This window comes from Microbacterium sp. CCH5-D1 (assembly GCF_001557335.1).
Taxonomy (GTDB): domain Bacteria; phylum Actinomycetota; class Actinomycetes; order Actinomycetales; family Microbacteriaceae; genus Microbacterium; species Microbacterium oxydans.
In genome coordinates, this window is the sequence record NZ_LSJW01000263.1 from 1 (window position 1) to 5,076 (window position 5,076).

The window sequence follows — 5,076 nt, forward strand, 5'->3', positions numbered from 1 at the left end:
ACGCTGGCGAGGGTGGCGCGGACGGGGGTTCCGAGGTAGAGGCCGAGCGAGGCACCGGAGGCCAGGCCGATCCCGATCACGGCCGCATCGATGAGGGAACCGCCGGCGAGCAGCATCCCCGTCGACGTGCCCGCCGCGTGGACCATCTCGAGCAAGCCCTGGAACACGGCGACTCCGGGAACGAGCGGTACGATCGCCGCCGTGGTCACCGCGACCGAGGGGACATGCAGGTTTCGCGCGATCAGCATCCCGAGGAAGCTCGCCAGCAGCGCGCCCACCGCGCTCGCCGCCGCGGGGTGCAGGTTCAGCGCCACCGATCCCGTGTAGCCCGCGAGGGTCACGGCACTCAGGAGCGCGCTGACCAGGATGATCCGGATGCCGGCGCCGTTGAACACCGCGACGGCGACCGCGATGATGATCGCACCGGCGAACTGGTTCACGGGCGGCCCGAACGGTGCGGGGTCGTCCGGGAGGTCCATCGTGAAGCCCAGGACGCCGCCGAGTTCGAGGCCGACGAGGATGCCGATCACCACGCCGAGGGTCTGCATGGTCAGATCCAGGATGCGCCCGCCTGCGGTGAGGGCGAAGCCGTCGATCGCATCCTGTGCCGCGCCGACCACCGTGAGACCGGCGAGCATCAACACGATGCCCGAGGCCACGATGATCGATGGGCGGATGCCGACGAACGGCTCGATCCCCGCGGTGCCGAGCGCCGAGACCACCACGGCCACGATCGTCGTCACCAGGCCTCCCGCGATCTGGCTGAAGAACAGGGGGACGCGGAGTCGCGCGAGCCCGGCCTGGGTCAGGGCTGCGCACAGCGCGGCGACGAATGTGAGTCCGACGATGATCGGTGCGGCACCGAGCATGATGCTGACCCCGACCGCGAGCAGAGCGCGCGCGACGATCACGACCGGCTGCTGGTAGCGGAACGGCACACGCCGGATGGCGCGGAACGTGGTGCGGGCGGATTCGAGGTCGAGGCCGCCGTCGATGTCGGCGACCAGGGCCTGCACACGCTGCAGCTTCGCGTGGTCGGGCGCGGTCACCCGCACCACCCGCACCAGGGTCTCGGGCCAGACCTCGCCGCTCAGGTGGAACGACACCGTGATGGAGTTGTACGTGACGTCGACCTGCACGCCGCGCATCCCGTAGGCGTCGCACACCCGCGTGATCGCGAGCGTGACCTCGTGCGCGGAGGCGCCGACGGCGAACATCGACTCCCCGATGCGCGTCGCGAGGTCGAGCACGCGGGGGACCGTGCGCTCGTCGATGACGGGCATGGCCTCGGTGTGCGCGACCGCTGACGGATCGGTGTGCAACAGGCGACGTACGGAGGAGAGCAGCGGCCGGCGGGAGTTCGCGGACATATGGTCCATTCTCTCGCCGGTGCCGCCGATCGCGCGGAAGACTGTCCGGTCCTCCGCGACCCGAACGCGGAGGACCGGCGAAATCGAGTGAGCGGGTGCGCAGACGCACCCACCCCCGAGCCGCCGCCCGGACCCGAGAGAGAGTCCGAACACGCCGCCGGTTCGACCGACGTAGAGCGCTGAAGCGGCTCTTCGTGTCGGCCACGATACGCGGGAACCGCGGCAACACTGCCATCGGGCACCCTCCCTTGACGTTAACCCCGACGCGCTGGTATCGACGTGGTGAGCATGGTTAGCGTCTGAGAGGGCCGCGATGCAACCCCCTTGGGTGTGCTGCGCCGATCGTGGCACCGTCGCGGATATGAAACTCGTGTCCTATGCAGGCCAACAGGTGGTCACGACCGATGACGTCGCCGACGCGCTCGTCGCGCTCGCCGCCGCCATCGCGAGCGAAGGCGAGTCGGCGGCGCTCCGGCTCCCGATCGTCATCGATGGGAAGAAGGATTCCGCCGATCTGATCGTCGGCGTCGGCAACGACCTCCTGGTCGGGCCGCAGACCTCCGACGGCGACGATCCGGACTTCTCCGACGAGGCAGCGGAGATCCGACGCCACCCCTCTTCCCCCAGCGCGCCACCGGGGATGAGGATGAGGATGATGAGATCGGGATCGCGTCGATCGACTTCGACATCGACCACGGGGCACGTGCGTAGCGCACCGACGCGACCGCTGTAAAGGGGAGCGCGTAACGGATACCGTGCGCCTAGTCTGCTGAGGTGCCGAACTCCGCCCTACCCGATCCCGACGTCCTCTGGGCATGCGTCGAGGAGGGTTTCCATGTCGGGAGCCGCCGCGGCGACTTCCTCGGATACATCGACAGGCAGCCGGACGGCGAGTACCGCGCGTTCGATGCCCGATCACGGTCGCTCGGCGACTTCCCGACCCTGCGGGCAGCGACCGCCGCGGTCGAGCAGCTGACAGACGCGGCATCGTCCGAGATCCACGACGGCGAGCAGGGGGCCGCGCTGTGAGCTCGGCTTCGGCCACCGGTCTGGTGTCGCTCGTCTACACCAGCACGGCGTCACAGCCGTTCAGGGAGACCGCGCTCGAGCAGCTGCTCGCCGTGTGTCGTCGCCTCAACGACGGGCGCGGCATCACCGGCATGCTCCTTCACCGAGACGGTCGCTTCATCCAGGTGCTGGAGGGGCAGGCGGACACGATCGCCGGCCTCGTCGACACCATCCGCCGTGACTCCCGGCACCGCGACCTGCGCGTGCTCCTGACGCAGTCGATCACCGAGCGCCGCTTTCCGGACTGGACCATGGGGTATCGCGCCCTGCACGTCGGCGAGAGCCGCCCTTCGGGCTTCCGGGACTCGTTCGCCGACCTGGACGCCGGTGCAGACGTCGACACCACGCTCAGGGCACTGAACGAGCTCACCCTGTGGTTCCGGGTACGGGCGCGCGACTGAGCACGCGTCAGCAGGCGCTCAGCCCCGAGCGAAGATCTCGGGATGCGCGTCGATGAGCTCCGCCTGCTCGGTCCAGGAGAGCCCCACGATGCTGAGCACCACGCGCACGACGGTCGCGTCGGCGTCGGTCGTGGTCAGCCGCAGCTCGCGCAGCGTGGCCCTGGCCGTCTCCTCGATCAGGAAGGCGAGCAGTTCAGGGGGCATGTCGCCGCGGAAAGCTCCCGATCCCACCCCCACTGCGGTCAGGTCGCGGATGCGTCGTCGCAGCGGAGCCAGGGCGCGGACGGTGTCCGCCAGATGCGCGTCGTCGAGTGCGATGTTCGCCGAAGCGCGCACGGCCGAAGCCTCCCGCCAGAGCCGAGTCGCCATCCGCGCCAGGGTCACGCGCGGATCGGACTCGTCCGTGGTCTCGGCGATCGCGTTGAAGCGCTGCGCCCCCACCGCGATCACCTCGCGCAGCAGGCTGTCGCGGTCGGCGAAGTGGCCGTAGACGGCTCGGCGTGTGAGACCCGCGGCCTGCGCGATCGCATCGAGGGAGGCTGTGGGATTGGTCGCGAGCACCGATTGCGCCGCCCGCAGCAGGGACTCTCGGTTGGCCAGGGCATCGCGACGCCGGCGCGGAGCCGGAGCGGCGGTCTCCTGCCCGTCTCGCGGAGTCGCGGTGCTCACGACATCACCTTGGTCGAGGCGAGGGCATCGACCAGTTTGCGGTTGTAGTTCACGAGCGGTCGCCGCAGCACGAGACCGAGGAGGAGAGCGGGGACGATGAACAGCGCGAGAGCACCGAGCGACCACCAGAAGTCGCCCTGATAGATGCCGGCGATCGCCGAGCGAACCATGTTCACCGCGTAAGTCGCGGGAAGGAAGGGGCTGATGCTCTGGAACCAGTCCGGCAGCAACTGCAGCGGGTACGCGCCGCCCGAGCCCGAGATCTGGATCACCAGGAGAAGCACCGACAGCGCCTTGCCCGCGTTGCCGAACGCCACGACCGCGGTGTAGACGATCAGCGTGAACACGGTCGAGATCGCCCACCCCGCCAGGATCAGCAGCAGCGGATGCGCCGGTTCGATCTGCACGAACAGGATCAGTCCGAGCGTCAGGAGCGTGCTCTGCGCGAGGCCCACCAGACCGAAGACGCCGTAGCGGCCGAGGTACTTCTGCGTGGGGGTGAGCTCCGGCCGGTCGGGCAGCGTCTCGGCGTTCACGTCCGTGCGGATCGTCACGGTCATCAGAAGAGCGCCCACCCACAGGGCGAGGATCATGTACAGCGGAGCCATGGCCGCGCCGAAGCCTGCCACGGGGAACACCGCCGTGCGGTCGAGACGCACGGGCTCGGCGAGCGAGGTCGCCAGCACACCGGGGTCCGCGCCGATCAGGGCACTGAGGTCACCGGTGTCGGCGGCTTTTCCGATGGACTGCTGCACGCCGTCGAACCTGTCGGCCAGGGAGTTCAGCGCCGCCGACAGCCCGGTCGTGGCCTCCTGGGCACGGGACAGGGTGGACAGTACGGAGTCGGACGCCCCGGACAGACCCGACGTGATGCCGGACAGGTCGGAGCGGATCGCCGAGACGTCGGAGCCGATCTGCGCGAGCGTCGACGAGAGGGCGTTCAGCTTCGTCTTGAGCCCGTCGTCGTACGCGGTTCGCGCGTCGGCGATCGCCTTCTTGGCGTCGGCGATCGCGGCGCTGATCTCCTGGTGGGAGCCCTGCGCCGCGTCGTTGCCGGCCGCGATCTGCGTCGCCGTGTCCTGGAGCCGCTGCTGCAGGGCCTGCTGGCGCGCGATCGCCTCGTCGAGTCGGCTGATCACCGCGTCGAAGTCGGACTGCGCGGAATCCGGCAGGTTCGGTCCGACCTGGGTCTCCAAGGTGTTCTTCACGGCCTGGTACTGGTCGATCTGCTGCTGCACGCGCTCGGCGAGCGTGGTGATCGCCTGCACCTGGCTTCCGCTGAGCGAGTCCGCGCCGGCGTACAGCTCGTCGATGCGCTGACCGACGGCGTCGTAGCTGCTCGACGTCGCCGCGAGGGCGTCCGCCAGCGACTGCGCGGCCGTCTGCAGGGTCGACTTGAGAGCGCCCGCCGCATCCACACCGCTGCCGAGGGCGCCAGAGGTGTCCTTGAACGCATCGCCGGCCGAACCGACCAGGCCAGAGGCGCTTTCCGTCAGAGGACGACTCGCCTCGAGCAGAGCGGTGAACGTGTCGGCGGTCGTCGCCCCGGAGCGCAGTTGGTCCCCGAC

Annotated in this window: 6 protein-coding genes; 3 read left to right on the forward strand and 3 right to left on the reverse strand. The window is 69.6% G+C overall.

Annotated elements, in window-relative coordinates:
• Positions 1-1,370: threonine/serine ThrE exporter family protein (locus AX744_RS16025; RefSeq protein ID WP_061017983.1), on the reverse strand; the 1,370-nt coding region annotated here is incomplete at its 3' end.
• A 361-nt stretch (positions 1,371-1,731) separates the two neighbouring features.
• On the opposite strand from AX744_RS16025, the gene AX744_RS16030 reads away from it, so the two are divergent.
• From AX744_RS16030 to AX744_RS16040, 3 genes are read left to right on the forward strand one after another with little or no spacing between them, the layout of a single operon-like run.
• Positions 1,732-2,103, forward strand: coding sequence for a hypothetical protein (locus AX744_RS16030; RefSeq protein WP_061017985.1), 372 nt, complete (start codon positions 1,732-1,734; stop codon positions 2,101-2,103).
• 41 nt (positions 2,104-2,144) lie between these two features.
• On the forward strand, positions 2,145-2,399 hold the full coding sequence (locus AX744_RS16035) for a hypothetical protein (protein ID WP_046747623.1): 255 nt from the start codon (positions 2,145-2,147) through the stop codon (positions 2,397-2,399).
• Positions 2,396-2,839, forward strand: coding sequence for a BLUF domain-containing protein (locus tag AX744_RS16040; RefSeq protein WP_082682507.1), 444 nt, complete (start codon positions 2,396-2,398; stop codon positions 2,837-2,839). The genes AX744_RS16035 and AX744_RS16040 overlap by 4 nt, the downstream gene beginning before the upstream one ends.
• An 18-nt stretch (positions 2,840-2,857) precedes the next feature.
• Here the strand turns inward: AX744_RS16040 and AX744_RS16045 are convergent, their stop codons facing one another.
• Positions 2,858-3,508 (reverse strand): TetR/AcrR family transcriptional regulator, encoded by a 651-nt coding sequence (locus tag AX744_RS16045; protein ID WP_046747624.1) that lies wholly within the window; start codon positions 3,506-3,508, stop codon positions 2,858-2,860.
• On the reverse strand, positions 3,505-5,076 hold a 1,572-nt coding region (locus tag AX744_RS16050; RefSeq protein ID WP_061017987.1), incomplete at its 5' end, for a YhgE/Pip family protein. The genes AX744_RS16045 and AX744_RS16050, both read right to left, overlap by 4 nt.